Raw genomic sequence first — 16380 nt, 5'->3', positions numbered from 1 at the left:
TACGCTAACCGAAATCTAAAATGAGTGGCGTTCAGGTAGTCTTGAACGAGCGTAACGCCCGATAGGCAATAGCGTGACGACAACCGGAGGGATATAAATGCAGGTCAGCGATGTAGCGTTAGTCTTCGAAGGTGGCGGAACACGCAATAGCTACACGGCGCCTTTCGTCGAACGACTACTTCGCGAGGACATCGATGTCGGTTGGGTCGGCGGGGTAAGCGCCGGTGCCTCTCACGTAGTCAATTACCTTTCCCGGGATATCCAGCGCTCTATAAATAGTTTCACTGACTTCATTGCACAGCCCGCCAGCAGTGGCTGGCGCCCGATGCTGCGCGGACGCGGCTATTTCGATGCCGAGTACATCTATGAAGACGCGGGGCTTCCCGACGGCGCCATGCCACTGGATTACGAGACTTTTAAGAACAATCCAACTCCCTACCGGATTTCTGCTGTCCGGGCAGATACGGGCGAGACCATCAACTGGGGGCCGGACGATATCCCAGATTTGCCTACGTTGATGAAGTACACCCGCGCCAGCTCAACAATTCCCGGTGTCATGCGCATGCCCTATATTGACGGCATCCCATTCGTCGATGGCGCGCTGGGATCATCGGGCGGCATTCCGATTAATGCCGCAGAGGCAGACGGCTTTAAGAAGTTCCTCATCGTGCTAACTCGCCCGAAGGGGTTCCGCCGCACAGCGCCTTCACGCCCACAGCTCCTGCGCCAGATTTTCCGTAGCAACCCGATGGTGGCAGAGCTTCTTATTACTAGGCATGAGCGCTACAATGCATCTCTCGATTGGGCTGCTGAGCTTGAGCGAAAAGGCCAAGCATATGTTTTCTACGCCAATAACATGAGCATCACGAAGGCGGAGCGGAGGCGTCCGAAGTTGCTGCACAATTACGAGCTTGGCCAGGCACAAACTGATGCCGAATGGCCGGCGATTCAGGAGTTCATGGGCATATAGCTTTCGATACCTTTAGGAAGCTTTTCGTTCATTCCTCTTTACTGTGTACGTAACCTTGTGTTAACCTTTGCGTAGCGAACAACCTCGTTAGGTGAGGCTCCTATATCCACATAGGCCACTGCCCTGCACTTTATCGAGAGTTTCGGCAGACTCTCGAAGCAAGGTCCCATCTCAAGTGGCCACCTTTAGTTGCGGCATCACATTGCCAACGCTCTTAGGCGAGGGAGCCATAATTTATCAATCAACAGAAATTCCCTCCTAGCAAAGGAGCTGGGATACCTGGAAAAGGATCCAAAAATGACACAGACACAGAACACCATCGCCAACTTCTTCAAGCCGAAATCTTCAATCAGCCCCTACAACCTCCTCCCCGACACCGTCGGGATGCATATGACCGAGTCGTACATTGCACTTCCGGAGGACATCACTGTCGGTGAGGCACTGAATACTTACGCAGCTGAATTCGCTGGTCTCGATGACGATACCTGTGTCTTCCTCGTCGATGATGAAGGCTACCTGACCAGCGACATTACGCTGAAGGAACTACGTGAATACGCCGACCGCGATGCCTACATGAACACCGTCGGCGCCCCGGTGAAGGTCTTTGTCAAGCCCGAGGATCCAGCTGCAATCAGGGCTCGCCAGCTTATTGACGGGCCGCTCAGCGAGCTGCCCGTCGTCCGCAGCGGCAAGCTGGTAGGTGTCCTCACCGACCGCATCTCTGAGCGCATTCTTGGCAGGACAAAGGCAGCTAAGAAGTCAAAGAAGTCCAAGGGATTCTTCTCGCCGATTACCGCGTTTTTCGGCGCCGCCAATAACTAGGGCGACTAACTTGGGTAGACGACCCGAGTAACTCAATAGGCCAGCTAGCGTTTGCTAGCTGGCCTATTGTTGTTACCACACTGTTCTATCCCCACAGATGAGAGCCCTCAGGAGGCAACCGTGATACGAGACTGGATTCGGGTAGCCCTGGGCATGTTCGCGGTTGCGTTTGGAGCCAACCTCTTCGCACCACTCCTGCCCGCGTATCGAATAACCGATGCTCTCAACCAGTCCCAGGTCACCTTTCTCTTCGCCATCTACGTCGCAGGACTCATCCCCGCGCTACTCATCTGCGGCCCACTTTCCGACCGGCTCGGCCGTCGCGCCATCATCCGGCCTGCACTCATAACCTCTGCCGTTGGCTCAGCCGTCCTACTCACCGGCATCTGGTTCCACTTCCCATCACTTCTGGTAGGACGTCTTATCATCGGCATTTCGATGGGCATGGTAATGGCCGCCGGTGCCTCGTGGATCAAAGAAATTGCGCCCGTCGCACCTCAAATTTCTGCCCGGCGCGCAACCGTTGCACTCTCCGCCGGATTCTCCCTCGGCCCCCTGGCTTCCGGGTTGGTCGCAGAATTCACCCCGCGCCCTGATGTCATCCCCTATCTTGTTCATCTCGCACTGCTGCTTTTTATCGCACCACCGACATGGAACGCCTCCGGCGGATTACCGGCGGCAGGGCACAGCGACTCTCCGCAACGGTTCTTCTCCTCCGCCACTCTAAGCCCGAGGTTCCTGTGGGCAGTCGCCGCTTGGGCACCGTGGGTCTTCGGTGCTGCATGCACATCCTTCGTCGTCCTGCCGACAATCGCCGAATCCCGCTACCCCATCGCCTTCGCAGGACTCATCGCCTGCCTTACGATGGGCACCGGTGTTCTGGTGCAACCACTGGTCACTCGCATCAGTTCCAGCAGCTTTATCCCGCCAGCTATTTTCGGTCTTGGCTTAACGACGGTCGGAATGCTGCTCAGCCTCATCGTCGCACTCACCCAGAATGTGTGGAGCGTTTTCCCCGCTGCCCTGGCTCTCGGTGCCGCGTACGGCGTGATGATGGTCTCCGGCCTCCGCGAAGTGCAAATTATCGCACCGCCAGCCGAGTTGGGTGCTGCCACCGCTATTTACTATTCGCTGACCTATGTTGGTTTCTTCGCCCCTTTTGTTATTTCTTTCGCAGCACCGAAATTCGGATTCGTGCCCGTTTTCATCTTCGGTGCGATTGTTGCGTTGGTATCCACGTATCCCGTGGCAAAGGTTGCACAGTCTGCGGTGAGGTCCGACGGAGCGTCGTAAAGCAGACGCGACTGAAATTCTTGTTTTTGGGAAGCGTGCCGAGGCGAGCTCTTGTATTCTTTCTTTCACAAAATATTGGCTCCGGCTCAGGACATCTGAGCAGGTTGCATAGGTTGTTGAAATTCAGCTCGATGGAATGAGGAATCATGAAGCAGCGCAGCTCTGGAATGTGGAAGAAAATTGCGACAACCGTCGTCGCAGGTTGTACAAGCGCCGCCCTGCTCACCGCATGCGGCTCGGGGGAAGAAAGCAGCAATGCCGGTGGCGAGGCAGGCAAAGAGTCGACCAGCAAGATGACGAAGGCAGACGGGTCAGCTCCAGCTGCAGCCGAAGATCAGCTCCTGCTCACTAATGAAGTTCAAGGTGTGGACTTCTCCGGAAACAAAATCACCGGGTTCAAAGATGCCATGGAGATGTTTTCGGAAGACTCAATGAAATTTGAACCGGCCGAATGCGCCACTTTCACCAACTCAACTGAGGAATTGGAGAATGCTGCCGGTGCTTACACGGACATTAAGGAAGAGAACGTCGCTGTCAGCGTCTCAGTATTGAAGAACACTGATGCGTACCAGAAGTACGAAGACAGCCTCGAAAAGTGCTCCGACGTGACAGCTACGATGGATGCTTCCGACATTCTGAAAGACTCCATGGAAGGTCAGGAGATTTCTCCTGAGATGCAGGACATGTTTAATGACATGGACATGACGACCACAATGAAACTGCACCGAGAAAAGTGGGAGCCAAATCTTTCCGTCAAGCCAGCTGAATTCACTGCACACGAGACCAGTGCGAACATCAACGCCGGTGGCACGGATACTACGGCCACCAGCTACGACATTGTCGGCATCGTCAACGGCGTAATGGTAATGGTGTCCGCCGCCCCGACTCCGGATGCATCAGCTGGCAACATGGAAAACACGACGGATCCCATGCAGATTCCAGAGGCGACCCCAGAGTCCAAGGAAGCGGCAAAGAAGCGCGCCTTGGAGGTCTTCGATGCCCAGGCAAAGAAGATTATGGATGCCGCTTAGTTTTTCTTCTTAGGCTACTGTTTTCTGAAACCACAGTTTTTGTGAAGTAGCGGGGACGTAATCGCTGAGGCACAGCAGCACACAAGTACTGGAGTCTCCCTAGAACTCCGTTAATTCCTGCACTTTGGGACTCCAGAACGCAGCGCGTGGTGCACTAAGAGTTTTGAAGTGCGGGCTTGTTAGTTCATCAAGAGCCCGGACGTAACCGGGAACCATATCCCGCGGGATTCGCAGCCCCATAGTCAGGTGCGGAATCCAGCGGGAGCCGCGACCTTCAGGGTTAAGACGACTGATCTCGCGAGCAGCTTCTTCCAGCTCATCGCTTGTTTCTAATAACCATGCGACAGTCTGTTTACTCTTTGTCCCGAACACCACCGTTCCTACCCTGCGAAATTCCGCAGGCATCAGCGGTGGGAGAATTTCGGCTGCTCGTTGGATTACCTCCGGGCTCATGGTCGGTGCGAAAGTAACGGTGATGTGGGGCTTTTGATTCTGCTGCGGGAATCCACGCTCTGCCAGTTGCACAAAGATCTCTTTAATCTGCGCCTCTTGCTCAGGCAGAAGGTACATCAGGATGTTGTCGGGTGACACCATGTGACGTTTACTCCTCCCCTATTGCTGTCGGTCGACACGTTTGAAGCACTTTCCAAGGGCGCCGTTACTAAAGCTCCTCACCTAAGGCACTTAGGACCTTGCACCCCAGAGCATAGCGTAGGGATTTTCCACAATTTATAACCTACCTATAGACATTTCTAGCCTCTTATTATTTCTCCTGGTAATAACTACTTTTATTGGGATAATGGAGATGGATAAGCTTCCTGAAAGCTTTCTAGACCATCTTCAAAGACAGTGTGGAGTGACGGCCAATTCTCCGCACTGCACAAATACCGACACGGCTGGAAAGGTAAGTAAAGACATGGCACCGAAACCTAAAAAGATTACGCCCCCGAAGAATCAAAAGCTGGTGAAGAGCAAGGCAAGCTTCAACCGCGATGAGCTCGCGGATCTACTGGAGACGCTGGCAGCTCGCATCCGCGCCGGGGAAATGACTCTCGGCACTGGCGAGTCCGCGGTGACGATGACCATGCCGACATCGTTTAATACCACGATGGAAGTCGTCGATTCTCGAAAGCGTGCTGGCATCGAGCGCGAGCTGGAGCTGGAAATTGACTGGATGGTCGACGAGGCTGGCGAGCCCGTTGAAAAACCTGGACCAGCATCTGGCTTCGCAATCTCCTAGCGGGCTTGTTGCTGTCCGGTTTGTTCCGCGCAGCACAGTAACCTGCATCGAAGGCGGCGTTCCACTGTTTGTACTGGTCGCCGAAACAACTCACTACCGCTCGCCATTTCCGCAGGTCACAGTAAACAGACCTGAGTCGTTTTGGTCGGTTTTGCGTCCTTTGGCTGTCATTTACCGCTGCGGCACTGGCCGACAAGCAAGCCGTCGTCAAGCAACACCCAATTACACCCGTCAGGCACCCACGCCTCCCCACATCGCATGAGGTGACGCTAACCTAATTCAGGAAAATTCGCGACGAAGGGAACGCGCATGGCCAAGGGCAAGAAAGGCGACAAGGGCAAGAAGAAGGACGCCGCCAAAGCCAAGAAGAAGGCTGCGGCAACGACCTCGCTACGCCTGCCCGAATACTCGAAGGCCGAGGCCAAAGCCGCGAAAAAGCTCGCCGGCAAGGACCCCTTTAAACTGGCTGCGATGACGCCGAAGAAGAAGTGCTGCAAATCCGGCATCCGCTGCCTGCGCTGCCCCGTGGTGCTACACAAGCTCAATCGCGAGATCAAAAACGGCGAAGTCGACCATGCCGCCCTGCTGCTCGTCGCCGCGAAAGCCCGAATCCGGTAGCCGGTCCTCGCCCCCCCCCAGCCCGCCGTCGGGCCCGTCCTATGAGCAGTGGTGTCGCGCACTGTATGGCACTGGTACCGATTCTCCCGGGCTGTCTGCTCTTCGGACACCGGCTCACACGCGTCACTCCAAGCACCGCGACAACGCTCCAGCGAACTCCCGCCAGGTCAGGAAGTTTTATTCCGTCGACATGAGGCCTCGGCCAGAACCGGGAATGCGGCCGTCGGAGGATGATACCTTGTGTATCCTTTGAGTGTCATTGAGCCCTGAAGGAGCAAGAAAGTAGCATGACCCGCCCCTCCTCCGCCGCCTCTACGGTGGGCTTCCAATCTCGTGCCCTGCGTTTCGCACCGCGCCGCTCGGACTGGTCCCGCGCGACGATTGGGCGCGACCTCTCGGCAGGCCTCATGGTGGCCCTCGTCGCACTCCCTCTCGCGCTCGGCTTCGGCGTTGCGTCCGGTGTCGGCGCGGCGGCCGGAATTACGACGGCCATCGTTGCGGGTATCCTGGCCGCGATCTTCGGCGGTAGTAACGTCCAAGTAAGCGGCCCGACCGGCGCAATGACCGTCGTGTTAATCCCCATCGTGGCCAACCATGGTGCCGATGGGGTTCTCGTCGTCGGCGTGCTGGCAGGGCTCATGCTGCTCGTACTGGCGTTCACCGGCGCTGGCCGCGCGATGAAGTACATGCCACTACCTGTCGTCGAAGGTTTCACCGCCGGTATTGCGTTAATCATCGGCTTACAACAGCTGCCTGCAGCACTTGGTGTTGACGTGGAGGGCGAGAAAGTCCTCGGGTTGGCGTGGGGCTCAATCAATGCTTGGTTAGATACTCCGGCATGGCAGGCGCCCGTGATGACCCTTGCAGTAGCGGCTGGAATCGTGCTTGCTGCGCGCGTCCGTAGTGGCTTCCCCGCGGCGCTAGTGTTGGTAGCTGCAGCAACGGCCATCAACATGCTGGCAGACAGCGGCCTGAAGACAATCGGCTACATCCCGTCGACATTGCCTGCTCCGCGCTGGCCAGAGATTCCGTGGGAGCACCTGGATTCCTTGCTGTTTGCAGCGGTCGCCGTCGCAGCTCTCGGTGCGCTGGAATCGTTGCTGTCTGCGACGGTTGCCGACGCAATGACTGTCGGCGACCGGCACGATCCCGACCGCGAACTCTTCGGGCAGGGCGTGGCCAACGTCGTCGCGCCCCTGTTCGGCGGGATTCCCGCAACCGCCGCGATTGCCCGAACTGCCGTCAACGTGCGTGCAGGCGCAGGCACACGCCTGGCAGCGGTGTTCCATTCGCTGCTCCTGCTCGTGGCCGTGCTCGTCGCGGCCCGGTGGGTGGGCGAGATTCCTCTCGCCGCGCTCGCCGGCGTGCTCATCGCCACTGCGATTCAGATGATCCACCCGCGGAACCTCCGCTCGGTGATACGCGCCACCAAGGGCGACGGGGCGACCCTGCTCATCACAGCTGCCGCCACCGTCGTGTTCGACCTTGTCGTCGCCGTACTCATCGGCCTTGTAATGGCGGGCTTCTTCGCACTGCGCGAGACCGCCCGCACTGCGGTGTTGGAAGCCGCCCCACTAGACGAGGGAGACCACCGCGACAAGGAACGCGAGCTCCTCGACGAGCACATCGCCGCCTTCCGTATGGAAGGCCCTCTCTTCTTTGGCGCAGCGCACGATTTCCTCCTCGAGCTCGCTGATGCCTCGTCGGTCAAGGTTGTCGTACTCCGCATGCGCTACGTCACGACGATCGATGCCACCGGCGCCCAGATGCTCGCCGACACAATCGGGCGCCTCGAACGCCGCGGTACCAGAGTCCTGCTCGCAGCCACGAAGCCCGAACATTTTCCGGTGTTGCGCGAACTCGGCGTATTCGACCAGCTTGCACACGAGAATCACGTCTTCGACAACACCCCTGACGCCATCGCCCACGCCCGACTGCATGCCTCACGCATTCAGCACGAAGAGTCTGATGGCGCACCCGCAGCATCGCAGAGTCAATAGCTTGGCTGAGCCAGACAATGGTCACTCCGTCGCAGTCGACCCTGCAATCGTGGGTCCACGTCCCCATCGCGCGATGCTTGAAAAACCTTTACACGTTGCACTTAAACTCCACGACGTGTCGTTGCAAAGTCACCTTCTCATTCGTGAAGCCGATGTGGGTGTAACCGCTTGGCGCGTAGCATTGGCGACATGCGCATTTTCACCGTGGGCCACTCCAACCTCGAGTTCGAGGACTTCGCTGAAATGATCAAAGCTGCCGGTGTGGCATCCATCGTGGATGTGCGCAAGCTGCCCGGATCCAGGAAGTACCCGTGGTTCAACGGCGACTACCTTGCCGAACACCTTCCTACATGTGGCATCACTTACAGCAGAAGCGAGGGCCTCACCGGGCGGCGCAACGTGTCCCACTCGGTGCCGTTTGAGGTTAACGGCAACTGGCGTAACCGCAGCTTCCACAATTACGCCGACCATGCGCTGGGCGAGGAGTTCTCCGACGCAATCTCGCAGCTACGGGCGAACGCCGCGGAAACCCCCACCGCAATCATGTGCGCCGAGGCGGTGTGGTGGCGCTGCCACCGGCGTATCATCGCCGACCACCTCATCGCCCACGGTGACGAGGTTGGCCACATTATGGGTCTGGGTGCAGCCGGGGCGAAGGTGAGCGAGGCAACGCTCAACGACGGCGCAGTCATCGGCAACGATCTCCTCGTGCGCTACCCCGAGCGGGGCTAGCGCGTACACCAGAGGCCAGTGGGTGCGGAAACTCGGACTACGACCCAGTGAGCCACGGCATCCTCCTCGGCCTGACCTAAGGCGCGACTTACGCCTTGTATTCATGGAGCGCCCACCACCTTATGAGCAGCAGCATCGGAGGCACACCAGCGGATAGCACGCTCAAACGAGCTTTAGGTTAGGAAATCTGAACCGCGCAATCTAAGAAGAGCACCGGCAACCCCGGTAGTGTGCCCCAAAGCGTCGAATCGAAAAACGTACTACCGACTTGCCACGGCCCTAGACGTCGAGCTTGAACTCCACGGCATCTCGTTGCAAAGTTACCCCCTCTCGTTAACACCATCAAAAGGAGTGTTATCCAATGAAAGCGTTCGGCTTCTTAAGCTTCGGGCATTACGCCTTCGGCAGCTAGCGCGGGCCATCTGCAGAAAAGATCGCCAAGACTCATCTGGAGATCACCCAGGCTGCGGACGAAATCGGCGTGAACAACGCGTCCTTTCGTGTCCACCACTTCGCGCCGCAGGCCTCCGCCCCGATGCCGCTGCTGGGTGCTGTCGCGGCCACTACCAAACACATCGAGGTGGGCACCGGTGTCATCGACATGCGCTATGAAAACCCGCTCTACCTCGCCGAAGAGGCCGCGTCGCTGTACCAAATTTCCGGTGGCCGCGTGGCCCTGGGCATCTCGCGCGGCGCCCCCGAGGTGGCTGACCGCGGCTGGGAGGCCTTCGGCTACTGGGGTAAAGCGCCCAACGGCGCGGACGTGGCGCGAGCCCACCTCGAGGCGTTCATGGCTGCAGTGGACGGCAACGGATTCGCCACCGCCGCACCGCTGGACCGGCAGTACCCCAACATATTCCAACCCGGCTCCGCCCTGCCGGTCTTCCCCATGGCGCCCGAGCTGCGTAAGCATATTTTCTACGGCTCCGGCACCCACGCTTCTGCCGAGCAAACCGCCAAGGACGGGCTCAACCTGATGTCCTCCACCCTGGTCTCCGAGACCACCGCCGAGACTCTGGGCGAAATCCAGGCGGATCAGATCAGCCGCTATCGCGCCGCGTGGAAGAAGGCGGGCCACGATTGGACGCCGCGCGTGTCGGTGTCCCGCTCTATCTTCCCCATCGTCGACGGCGCGGACATGCAGTTGTTCGGCATGCAGGCCTCCGGCTCCGATCAGGTGGGCATGCTTCCCGACGTCGGCGCCTCCACCTTCGGCCGCACCTATGCCGCCGAGCCGGACAAACTCATTGAGCAGCTCAAAGCCGACGCCGCCGTCATGTCCGCCGACACCCTGCTCATCACCATCCCCACCGGGATGGCGTCGACGTCAACGTGAAGATCTTGGACAACTTCGCCACGCATGTCGCCCCCGCGTTGGGTTGGCAGCCGAATCACGAAGGCCCAGTTACCGGCTATCTCATCGACTAATTCCTGCAGTTCGCAAGCTCTTCGCTTCAATGTCAGTTCAGTGCGTGTTGAATAGTTCAGTAATTGCTGTATAGTTCAGTATATGCTGACTATTGCTTCACGCCTCGACGTCATGAACCGGCTCGGCCGGGCCATGGCGGATCCGACGCGCTCCAGAATCCTGATCACCCTACTCGACGGCCCGAGCTACCCGGCCGTGCTTTCGCGCGACCTGGACCTGACCCGCTCGAACGTCTCGAACCACCTGACCTGCTTGCGTGACTGCGGCATCGTCGTCGCCGAGCCGGAGGGCCGCAAGACACGCTACGAAATCGCCGATCCGCACCTCGCGACAGCGCTCAACGCACTAGTGAACGCGACGTTGGCTGTCGACGAAAACGCCCCGTGCATCGACCCTGAGTGCTCGGTGCCCGGCTGCGACGGAAAAGGAGCGGACGCATGAGTTCAGCATGTGGATGCGAACACGAACCAGCCACGGAGATCGAAGATCTCGATCGGCCATGGTGGAAGGACCCCGAGTTGCTACTGCCGATCTTCTCCGGCGTAGCCCTCTGCATAGGTCTGGCGCTGGACTGGTCCGGACTAGAGACACCCGCGACAGTTCTGTTCTGGATCGGCCTGCTGCTAGGGGCGTATACGTTCACGCCCGGCGCTATCCGGAACCTTGCCACGAAGCGCAAGCTCGGCATTGGTTTGCTGATGACGATCAGCGCGGTCGGCGCGGTAATCCTCGGTTACGTCGGAGAGGCGGCGGCGCTAGCGTTCCTGTACTCGATCGCCGAGGCACTGGAAGACAAGGCGATGGACCGGGCCCAGGGCGGACTGCGGGCACTGTTGAAATTGGTACCGCAGACCGCGACGGTGCTGCGCGACGGTACGACGGTCGAGGTCGCAGCGAAGGATCTCGTGGCTGGCGAGCTGATGCTCGTGCGCCCCGGAGAGCGGATCGCCACGGACGGCATCATTCGGTCTGGGCGCTCCAGCCTTGACACCTCAGCGATCACCGGAGAATCCATTCCGGAGGAGGTTGCGCCCGGCGACGAGGTGCCCGCGGGAGCAATCAACTCCGCCGGCGTGCTGGAGGTCGAGACGACCGCAGCTGGAACGGACAACTCGCTGACCACACTCGTGGACCTGGTCGAGCAGGCGCAGGCGGAAAAGGGCGACCGCGCCCGGATCGCCGACCGGATTGCCCAACCCCTAGTGCCCGGGGTGATGATCCTGGCGGTGCTGGTCGGCGTGATTGGCTCGCTGCTGGGCGACCCCGAGACGTGGATCACCCGCGCGTTGGTGGTCCTGGTCGCAGCATCGCCGTGTGCGCTGGCAATCTCGGTGCCGCTGACGGTCGTGGCCGCGATCGGCGCGGCCAGCCAGTTCGGCGTGGTCATCAAATCCGGCGCGGCGTTCGAGCGACTCGGCGGCATCCGCCACCTGGCGGTGGACAAGACCGGAACCCTTACCCGCAACCAGCCCGAGGTTACCGACGTGGTCCCGGCAGACGGATTCGATCGGGCTCAGGTGCTTGCTTTCGCGGCGGCAGTTGAGCAGCAATCGACGCACCCCCTCGCCGCTGCGATCGCGGCAGCGGGGCCCGAAGCGCCCGCTGCCTTGGACATCAGCGAGGAAGCCGGGCATGGCATCGGCGGCACCGTCGAAGGTCGACGGGTACTTGTGGGCAGTCCCCGGTGGATCGACGCCGGGCCACTGAAGGCAGACGTTGAGCGCATGGAGTCCGAGGGCCAGACCTGCGTCCTTGTCACCGTCGATGACGCTCTCGCCGGGGCGATCGGGGTCCGCGACGAGCTGCGGCCCGAGGTACCCGAAGCTGTGCAGACCCTGCACGCCAACGGCGTGGAAGTGAGCATGCTCACCGGCGATAACGCTCGCACCGCCCGGGCTCTGGCTGAAATCGCCCGAATCGACGATGTGCGCGCTGAGCTGCGCCCGGAGGACAAGGCAAGCATCGTCGCCGAGCTCTCCTCCAAGACGCCGACGGCGATGATTGGCGACGGCATCAACGACGCTCCTGCGCTGGCGGGCGCGACGGTGGGCATAGCAATGGGAGCGACCGGCTCTGATGCCGCAATCGAGTCCGCTGACGTCGCCTTCACCGGCCACGACCTCCGGTTGATCCCGCAGGCGCTGCAGCACGCCCGTCGAGGCAGCAGGATTATTAACCAGAACATCGTGCTGTCTCTGGCCATCATCATCGTGTTGATGCCGCTGGCGATCAGCGGCGTGCTGGGTCTGGCCGCCGTCGTATTGGTTCACGAGGTCGCTGAAGTTATCGTGATCTTGAACGGCCTGCGGGCTGCGCGAGCGAAGCGCTGAGGCGCACCTTCGCCCAGCGCGCTGGCTCTCCAGCGCGGATCTTTGAAGGATCGAGCTGCTCAGGGACCAAGCGTCGTCTCAAAACTTTTGATGCCGCGCTTCATCGACACGACCCGCGACTACCTAGGCAGCGTATTTAGCAAAAGGACCCGACACCTATCAGGGTTGCCGAACCGTCGCCGGTCCAGTTGCCGTAACCAACTAGATGGAGATTCTTCACCGCGGTTTCGCGGTCGCGCATGAGGTGGCGGAATGGGCCGAGGGCCGGACGGAAACCAGTGCACCAGATCAGATGGTCGTGGTCGAGCTCGCTCAAACTATCGAAGATGGGGGCAGCGGTGAGCTGGCCGGAATCGCGGAGCTCACGTAGATGAGGAAGCGCGAGAATGTCCCCGAGGTTCGGGCCGGAATCGCCACCGAGAATCCGGCGGCGGCTGCCCGCGTTAAACGTTGAATTTGAACTCGACCGAGTTTCAGTCGAAAGCTACCTGCCTTTTCGCACCATCAAGCGTGGTAAAATCCTCACCATGGAGCGCACGTATAAGTGGGAGCATGTCAAGACTCCCCTCATCCGGAACGAGGCCGCAGTTCATTTTTTAGGAGCCGGTTTGACCGCTTCCGGAGTGCAATACGGCGATGGATACAAGGCCACGTGGGAGCTGCGCGCCGCGGAGAACTGGGTGACCGAACGTGTGTCGGTGAACGTTGAAGGCGACGGATGGGGGCGAAGCCTCGAGCTGTTTAGGTCCGAGCAAGGCGTGTGGTCGGCGGAAACCAATGAAGAGGGCGCCCAGCCTGAAGATCTGCCCTCCCCCGGTATCGTCCAGTCAGCCGACCTGAAAGCCGCACTCGATTGCGATCTCGGTCTGTGCCCTCTCACCAACACAATGCCTATTCGTCGCTTGACGCTGCTTGAGACTCAGGTCCCGAAAACGCAGCTGATCATGGCTTGGATTGATATACCGTCCCTCCAGGTGATCGCATCAGACCAGTACTACAGCTCCGTCGATGCTGAAACTGTCCGATACAAAAGCGGAACACGGGGAGTCGACGTCGAGTTGGAGGTCGACGGTGACGGCGTGGTCGTACACTACCCTGATCTCGCACGGCGGGTCTGATCCGGAAACAACTCTAACTAAGCTGGGCGGTATGAACGACCTGACCATCGCGCCTGGCCCAGGGATCCCCGGGGGTCTGGTCATCGTCGCCGCCGACCTGACGGAGCGGTTCGCGAAGTCGTCGGGACCAGGCGGCCAAGGCGTCAATACTACGGACAGCAAAGTGCAGCTTTCCGTCGATATCGCTACGTGCTCATCGCTTTCCGACGCCCAGCGTCGCCGCGTCCTCCACAACCACGAGCACCGCCTAGACGGCACCGTCCTTACCGTTACCGCATCGACCCAGCGATTGCAGGTACGCAACCGCGCCGAGGCACGCGAACGCATGGCCGCCCTCTTGCGCGAGGCGCTCGCTCCGCCTCCTCCCCCGCGGCGCAGGACCAAGCCGACGCGGAGCTCGGTGCGACGCCGTCTCGAAGCGAAAAAGCGGCGCTCGGAACTCAAGTCCACGCGACGGCGGCCCCAAATTCCCTAGTTCGAACCATCCGCATGCATATCCTCACGCTGACGGACCTGGTTCGGGTAACCGCTACGCTGAGACAGCTTGGACCGGTTGAATCCGCTCGATTTCCGAGAGGATCTTGTCTTCCGCAACGTCCAAGTCATATTGAGTCTGTAACCCGAGCCAGAACTGGGGGCTCATTCCGAAGAACTTAGCCAAGCGAAGAGCAGTGTCCGCGGTTACAGCCCGCTTACCGTGAACAATTTCGTTGATCCGGCGGGGCGGAACGCCGATGGAGACTGCGAGCTTGTGCTGGGTGATCCCCATTTCCTTGAGAAAGTCCTCCATGAGGATCTCACCGGGGTGAACCGGAGGGAGCTTGTCAGTGGTAGTCAACGATCTCAACCTCCTCTGGCCCCGCGGCGGACCAACGAAAACAGATCCGCCACTGGTCGTTGATTCGAATGCTGAACTGACCCCGCCGATCACCTTTCAACGCCTCGAGCCGGTTTCCCGGGGGAATCCGTAACTCATCAAGAGTCTGCGTGTACCCAAGCTGGCGAAGCTTGCGCAGCGCTACTGAGTGAATGCGGGAATCGATCGAGCGAACTCGCTCTCGATTCCACAAACGCTCAGTGTCCTTGTCAGCGAACGACTGGATCATGCTTCACCCTATCCCCCATAACGCGAAGCGTCAATAACGCTACACGTTAAATTTGAACTCCACGGAGTGTCGGCGATAAATAACCATTTTATTCGCAAGTGCGGAAGTAGCAACGAAATACCGCTAGAAACAGACAACATATGGGGGTGCACAGAAACACATATAGGTTCTGCGGAAAACCTATAGGGTGCGTCGCTAAAAACCGCTGTGCGCGAAAAACATAAAGGGTTTACGGACCCGGTCCCAGACCCCTCAATACTCTGAGCCGGAAGAATGGAAAGTGGAAGGTTGATGTATCCCCACTATTTATTTTTTCCGTTTTTCGGAGTACATCGGGAGCTACAACTGCGGACCAGCTCTGTGTGAACTAGATGAGAAGGCGCAGCAGCGAATCATCGACGCTGGACAGTTGGTGCTGCGGGCACGCGAGCGGCACCCCCAGCGGTCACTCGCGGAGCACTACAACCCGTTATCGATGGACCCAATTCTGCTCAAGGCCCACAACAACTTGGACCGGGAAGTCGATAAGGCTTTCGATGTGGCACGCAAACTCACCAACGAGCGCCAGCGCCAGGAGCTACTGTTCGCCAGCTACGGGGAGTTGGCGAGGGGCTATGTCTCCTCGCTTTCATCAAAATCGAAACCACCAGCAGGGTCGTTCCCCGTGCGGGTGATTTTGATCGGTCCCGCTGCTGGGTGTAGAACCCTGTCGCTGGCAACGCCGGGAACTATGACTGTGCCCGACGAGAACACGTCACTGCCATAACGCGGCTCACGGTAGACGAACATGGGTCGTTCACTACTACTGGTGGATTTCGGTTTTGGTGGTGGGGGGATTACCGCCGCCGGCCTCGATTTTTCCGTTGAGGAGGGCGTTGACTACTTCCCGATTGTGAAATGGGCCGATGGCGCGGTGAAGAGGAACCAGTCACCTGGAAGAGATCGATCCAGTCGCTGGTGTGCAATCTGGGAGGTAGGGTTGCGGGGTCGATTCCTCGCGAGCGCAACCATGATTGTGTCTCTGAACGTGATGAAAACAACCCTGCCCTTCGGAGAATTTCCCCTATCCCGCGTCCCCGGGCGGTGAAAACGGTGTGCACCATCGCCTGAAAGGCTTTGCGTTGCTCTATCGGGATCTTCGGGTCACCCACCCGGCGGATCACTAAGATCCCCCCGTCAACGTTTGGCTGTGGCCGGAAAGCAGACCTTGGTACTCGGGAACCAAGGTGAAACGTGAACCATGGGGACCACTGAGCTGTCATCATCGTGCTTGCACCTACCCCGGCCCGGCGGCGAGCGACTTCCCACTGCATGAGGAGTACAGCGTCAGTCCATGCCGGCGCATGCAGCAACTTTCGAAGAATGGCAGTGGTGAGGTGAAAGGGAATGTTTCCCACAATGACGCAGGGAGTGGCGGGTAACCGGAAGTTAAGGAAATCATCATGGACCACTTCGACCGCCGCCGAGGCGGTCTTTTTTGTGAGTTTGGCAGCTAGTTTTGCGTCTACCTCAACTGCCGTTATCGCCCTCCCCAAGTGGGCCATCGGGTGAGTGAGGGCACCGCTTCCTGGCCCGATCTCAATGATGGGGCCGGAGGTTTGTTTCACAAGGTCGATGATGGAGTTGATGATCTTGTGGTTGGTGAGAAAATTTTGGCCATGCTCGTGACGGCCGTGTCCGTATGCAGACAT

Annotated in this window: 18 protein-coding genes and 2 pseudogenes; 15 read left to right on the top strand and 5 right to left on the bottom strand. The window is 59.2% G+C overall.

Annotation, left to right across the window (positions count from 1 at the left end):
- Positions 1-97 precede the first annotated feature (97 nt).
- The 4 genes from HMPREF2920_RS02925 to HMPREF2920_RS02910 all read left to right on the top strand — a co-directional run bounded on the left by HMPREF2920_RS02925 (position 98) and on the right by HMPREF2920_RS02910 (position 4116).
- Positions 98-970 (top strand): patatin-like phospholipase family protein, encoded by an 873-nt coding sequence (locus HMPREF2920_RS02925; protein ID WP_070600911.1) that lies wholly within the window; start codon positions 98-100, stop codon positions 968-970.
- Positions 971-1267: 297 nt separating this feature from the next.
- Positions 1268-1792: a CBS domain-containing protein gene (locus HMPREF2920_RS02920; RefSeq protein WP_070600912.1), complete on the top strand. Its 525-nt coding sequence runs from the start codon at positions 1268-1270 to the stop codon at positions 1790-1792.
- A gap of 51 nt (positions 1793-1843) precedes the next feature.
- A complete protein-coding gene (locus HMPREF2920_RS02915) occupies positions 1844-3085 on the top strand; it encodes an MFS transporter (protein WP_083308206.1) in 1242 nt (413 codons plus the stop codon).
- A 146-nt stretch (positions 3086-3231) separates the two neighbouring features.
- On the top strand, positions 3232-4116 hold the full coding sequence (locus HMPREF2920_RS02910; RefSeq protein WP_070549903.1) for a hypothetical protein: 885 nt from the start codon (positions 3232-3234) through the stop codon (positions 4114-4116).
- Positions 4117-4215: 99 nt separating this feature from the next.
- Here HMPREF2920_RS02910 and HMPREF2920_RS02905 read toward each other — a convergent pair whose 3' ends face one another.
- A complete protein-coding gene (locus HMPREF2920_RS02905) occupies positions 4216-4710 on the bottom strand; it encodes a 2'-5' RNA ligase family protein (RefSeq protein WP_049189371.1) in 495 nt (164 codons plus the stop codon).
- Positions 4711-5032: 322 nt separating this feature from the next.
- Between HMPREF2920_RS02905 and HMPREF2920_RS10890 the strand changes: the two genes are divergently transcribed.
- A complete protein-coding gene (locus tag HMPREF2920_RS10890; RefSeq protein ID WP_049189370.1) occupies positions 5033-5356 on the top strand; it encodes an amphi-Trp domain-containing protein in 324 nt (107 codons plus the stop codon).
- 16 nt (positions 5357-5372) lie between these two features.
- Here the strand turns inward: HMPREF2920_RS10890 and HMPREF2920_RS10885 are convergent.
- A pseudogene (locus HMPREF2920_RS10885) lies at positions 5373-5471 on the bottom strand (YtoQ family protein); the annotation flags it as partial.
- Between the two features lie 194 nt (positions 5472-5665).
- On the opposite strand from HMPREF2920_RS10885, the gene HMPREF2920_RS02895 reads away from it, so the two are divergent.
- From HMPREF2920_RS02895 to arfB, 9 genes and pseudogenes are all read left to right on the top strand, one after another.
- On the top strand, positions 5666-5974 hold the full coding sequence (locus HMPREF2920_RS02895) for a hypothetical protein (protein WP_005510705.1): 309 nt from the start codon (positions 5666-5668) through the stop codon (positions 5972-5974).
- 287 nt (positions 5975-6261) lie between these two features.
- Positions 6262-7974 carry a SulP family inorganic anion transporter gene (locus tag HMPREF2920_RS02890; protein ID WP_070600914.1) on the top strand — a complete coding sequence of 571 codons (1713 nt, stop codon included), beginning with the start codon at positions 6262-6264 and terminating at the stop codon, positions 7972-7974.
- Between the two features lie 189 nt (positions 7975-8163).
- Complete coding sequence (locus HMPREF2920_RS02885; RefSeq protein ID WP_049171224.1) at positions 8164-8706, top strand: DUF488 domain-containing protein; 543 nt, start codon at positions 8164-8166, stop codon at positions 8704-8706.
- A 361-nt stretch (positions 8707-9067) separates the two neighbouring features.
- Positions 9068-10134: pseudogene (locus HMPREF2920_RS02880) on the top strand (LLM class flavin-dependent oxidoreductase).
- A gap of 82 nt (positions 10135-10216) precedes the next feature.
- Positions 10217-10576, top strand: coding sequence for a Cd(II)/Pb(II)-sensing metalloregulatory transcriptional regulator CmtR (locus HMPREF2920_RS02875; RefSeq protein WP_012359887.1), 360 nt, complete (start codon positions 10217-10219; stop codon positions 10574-10576).
- Positions 10573-12465 carry a heavy metal translocating P-type ATPase gene (locus tag HMPREF2920_RS02870; protein ID WP_049189368.1) on the top strand — a complete coding sequence of 631 codons (1893 nt, stop codon included), beginning with the start codon at positions 10573-10575 and terminating at the stop codon, positions 12463-12465. The genes HMPREF2920_RS02875 and HMPREF2920_RS02870 overlap by 4 nt, the downstream gene beginning before the upstream one ends.
- A 205-nt stretch (positions 12466-12670) precedes the next feature.
- Positions 12671-12835, top strand: a complete 165-nt coding sequence (locus tag HMPREF2920_RS10770) for a hypothetical protein (RefSeq protein WP_160310014.1) — start codon at positions 12671-12673, stop codon at positions 12833-12835.
- Between the two features lie 157 nt (positions 12836-12992).
- Entirely contained in the window at positions 12993-13583 is a 591-nt protein-coding gene (locus tag HMPREF2920_RS02865) for a putative glycolipid-binding domain-containing protein (protein WP_180950653.1), read from the top strand.
- Positions 13584-13614: 31 nt separating this feature from the next.
- Complete coding sequence (arfB, locus tag HMPREF2920_RS02860; protein WP_010187974.1) at positions 13615-14058, top strand: alternative ribosome rescue aminoacyl-tRNA hydrolase ArfB; 444 nt, start codon at positions 13615-13617, stop codon at positions 14056-14058.
- A gap of 54 nt (positions 14059-14112) precedes the next feature.
- Here the strand turns inward: arfB and HMPREF2920_RS02855 are convergent, their stop codons facing one another.
- Together HMPREF2920_RS02855 and HMPREF2920_RS02850 are read right to left on the bottom strand one after the other, a co-directional pair.
- The gene (locus HMPREF2920_RS02855) at positions 14113-14373 is read right to left on the bottom strand and encodes a HigA family addiction module antitoxin (RefSeq protein WP_049189394.1); all 261 of its coding nucleotides are present in this window, start codon (positions 14371-14373) and stop codon (positions 14113-14115) included.
- A 34-nt stretch (positions 14374-14407) separates the two neighbouring features.
- The gene (locus tag HMPREF2920_RS02850) at positions 14408-14689 is read right to left on the bottom strand and encodes a type II toxin-antitoxin system RelE/ParE family toxin (RefSeq protein WP_049189367.1); all 282 of its coding nucleotides are present in this window, start codon (positions 14687-14689) and stop codon (positions 14408-14410) included.
- Between the two features lie 412 nt (positions 14690-15101).
- Between HMPREF2920_RS02850 and HMPREF2920_RS10880 the strand changes: the two genes are divergently transcribed.
- Positions 15102-15455 (top strand): type IIL restriction-modification enzyme MmeI, encoded by a 354-nt coding sequence (locus tag HMPREF2920_RS10880; RefSeq protein ID WP_016423158.1) that lies wholly within the window; start codon positions 15102-15104, stop codon positions 15453-15455.
- Between the two features lie 70 nt (positions 15456-15525).
- On the opposite strand, the gene erm is transcribed toward HMPREF2920_RS10880, so the two are convergent.
- Positions 15526-16380, bottom strand: a complete 855-nt coding sequence (gene erm / locus HMPREF2920_RS02840; protein ID WP_070600915.1) for a 23S ribosomal RNA methyltransferase Erm — start codon at positions 16378-16380, stop codon at positions 15526-15528.

Origin of the sequence: Corynebacterium sp. HMSC075F02 (genome assembly GCF_001838335.1) — a bacterium.
GTDB lineage: Bacteria > Actinomycetota > Actinomycetes > Mycobacteriales > Mycobacteriaceae > Corynebacterium > Corynebacterium jeikeium_D.
The sequence above is the reverse complement of the archived record's forward strand: the minus strand, read 5'-3'. Positions and strand labels throughout refer to the sequence as shown.

What these genes read in the sequence shown, in the direction of transcription:
- HMPREF2920_RS02925 (WP_070600911.1), top strand. Translation starts at nt 98, where the DNA reads ATGCAGGTCAGCGATGTAGCGTTAGTCTTCGAAGGTGGCGGAACACGC.
- HMPREF2920_RS02920 (WP_070600912.1), top strand. Translation starts at nt 1,268, where the DNA reads ATGACACAGACACAGAACACCATCGCCAACTTCTTCAAGCCGAAATCT.
- HMPREF2920_RS02910 (WP_070549903.1), top strand. Translation starts at nt 3,232, where the DNA reads ATGAAGCAGCGCAGCTCTGGAATGTGGAAGAAAATTGCGACAACCGTC.
- HMPREF2920_RS02905 (WP_049189371.1), bottom strand. Translation starts at nt 4,710, where the DNA reads ATGGTGTCACCCGACAACATCCTGATGTACCTTCTGCCTGAGCAAGAG.
- HMPREF2920_RS10890 (WP_049189370.1), top strand. Translation starts at nt 5,033, where the DNA reads ATGGCACCGAAACCTAAAAAGATTACGCCCCCGAAGAATCAAAAGCTG.
- HMPREF2920_RS02895 (WP_005510705.1), top strand. Translation starts at nt 5,666, where the DNA reads ATGGCCAAGGGCAAGAAAGGCGACAAGGGCAAGAAGAAGGACGCCGCC.
- HMPREF2920_RS02890 (WP_070600914.1), top strand. Translation starts at nt 6,262, where the DNA reads ATGACCCGCCCCTCCTCCGCCGCCTCTACGGTGGGCTTCCAATCTCGT.
- HMPREF2920_RS02885 (WP_049171224.1), top strand. Translation starts at nt 8,164, where the DNA reads ATGCGCATTTTCACCGTGGGCCACTCCAACCTCGAGTTCGAGGACTTC.
- HMPREF2920_RS02875 (WP_012359887.1), top strand. Translation starts at nt 10,217, where the DNA reads ATGCTGACTATTGCTTCACGCCTCGACGTCATGAACCGGCTCGGCCGG.
- HMPREF2920_RS02870 (WP_049189368.1), top strand. Translation starts at nt 10,573, where the DNA reads ATGAGTTCAGCATGTGGATGCGAACACGAACCAGCCACGGAGATCGAA.
- HMPREF2920_RS10770 (WP_160310014.1), top strand. Translation starts at nt 12,671, where the DNA reads ATGGAGATTCTTCACCGCGGTTTCGCGGTCGCGCATGAGGTGGCGGAA.
- HMPREF2920_RS02865 (WP_180950653.1), top strand. Translation starts at nt 12,993, where the DNA reads ATGGAGCGCACGTATAAGTGGGAGCATGTCAAGACTCCCCTCATCCGG.
- arfB (WP_010187974.1), top strand. Translation starts at nt 13,615, where the DNA reads ATGAACGACCTGACCATCGCGCCTGGCCCAGGGATCCCCGGGGGTCTG.
- HMPREF2920_RS02855 (WP_049189394.1), bottom strand. Translation starts at nt 14,373, where the DNA reads ATGGAGGACTTTCTCAAGGAAATGGGGATCACCCAGCACAAGCTCGCA.
- HMPREF2920_RS02850 (WP_049189367.1), bottom strand. Translation starts at nt 14,689, where the DNA reads ATGATCCAGTCGTTCGCTGACAAGGACACTGAGCGTTTGTGGAATCGA.
- erm (WP_070600915.1), bottom strand. Translation starts at nt 16,380, where the DNA reads ATGTCTGCATACGGACACGGCCGTCACGAGCATGGCCAAAATTTTCTC.